The sequence below is a fragment of the Neisseria sp. P0022.S010 genome, from assembly GCF_051956635.1.
The window spans coordinates 1-1,488 of record NZ_JBQCXF010000661.1 but is presented as its reverse complement, the minus strand read 5'-3'; the positions used below and the strand labels follow the sequence as shown (position 1 = coordinate 1,488).

The window sequence follows — 1,488 nt, the reverse complement described above, 5'->3', positions numbered from 1 at the left end:
TCTGGCTGATGCCGCTGTTGTTTGGCGCGCTGATACGCCTGATTGAATTGCGTCCGCGCTTTGCCGTCATGACTGCCTATCTGTTCGGATTAATCGGTTATACGGCGCAGTTTTATTGGATACACACTGCCTTGCATGATGTTTCGGGTTTGCCGGATTCATACGCCATCCCCCTCACCTTCCTGCTGCCTGCGTTTCTCGCGCTTTATCCGGCCATCTGTTTTTGGGTGTGGAGAAAATGCAACCTGTCGCGCTGGGCCAAAACCGGCCTCCTGCTGCCGATTTTATGGACGCTGGCAGAATTTGCCCGCGAACGTTTCCTGACCGGATTCGGCTGGGGCGCAATCGGCTATTCCCAAATCATCAAAGACAGCCCGTTGGCAGGTTTCGCGCCTTTGGGCGGCATTCATATGGTCACGCTGGCAACCGCTTTCCTTAGCGCATGGCTGGTGTTGCTGATTGACAACCACGGCCGTCTGAAACACCGCCTGCTGCCCTTATTCCTTATCGTTGCGCTTTGCTCCGTCGGCTACATTTCCCAACAAACCGAATACACCCGCCCCGACGGCAGCACCAGCACGGTTGCCCTGATTCAAGGCAACATCGAGCAAAATCTGAAATGGAAGGAAGAACAAATCATTCCGACCATTCAGAAATACTACGAACAAATCAGCAAGACCAGTGCCGACATCGTCATCCTGCCCGAGACCGCTCTGCCGCTGATGCGCCAAGACCTGCCCGAAGGCATCTTGGAACAATTCGCCGAGCAAGCGCAAAGCAACGGCAGCGCGTTGGCCATCGGCATCAGCCAATATACGCCCGACGGCAACGGCTACGAAAATGCAGTCATCAATTTGAGCGACTATCACAACAGCACTTCCGATGTTATCCCCTACTACGCCAAGAACCACCTCGTTCCATTTGGCGAATACAAGCCCTTGCCTGCCATTACCGAGCGTCTCTATAAAATGATGGATATGCCTTTGGCCGACTTTCAAAAAGGCGGCGACAACCAAGCGCCTTTGGTGATGAAAGATCAAAAAGTTGCCTTCAATATCTGCTATGAGGACGGCTTCGGCGATGAACTCATCGCAACGGCGAAACGCTCTACCCTGCTTGCCAACATCAGCAATATGGCGTGGTACGGCAAATCCAATGCCATGTATCAGCAGCTTCAACAATCCCAAGCGCGTGCAATGGAACTGGGCCGCTACATGGTTCGCGCCACCAATACCGGCGCAACCGCCATTATTTCCCCTAAAGGTACGATTGTTGCCGAAGCTCAACCGGATACAGAAACCGTCCTCGAAGGCCACGTCAAAGGCTATATCGGAGAAACGCCTTATATGAAAGCAGGCGGCTCAACATGGCTCATCAGCATTTTGGCCGTTATCGGCGTATTCCTCATCCTGATTGGCCGGAAAAAACCAGAATAAAAAAATTTTAACACCTTGTTATACAAGTTCTTTTTTATTATCAAAACTATTT

At 51.7% G+C, this 1,488-nt stretch carries 1 protein-coding gene; it reads left to right on the top strand.

Annotation, left to right across the window (positions count from 1 at the left end; all coding sequences use genetic code 11):
- Window positions 1-1,436 (top strand): apolipoprotein N-acyltransferase (lnt, locus tag ACTHUT_RS20455; protein ID WP_440419636.1); only part of this gene is annotated, 1,436 nt, incomplete at its 5' end.
- Window positions 1,437-1,488 lie beyond the last annotated feature (52 nt).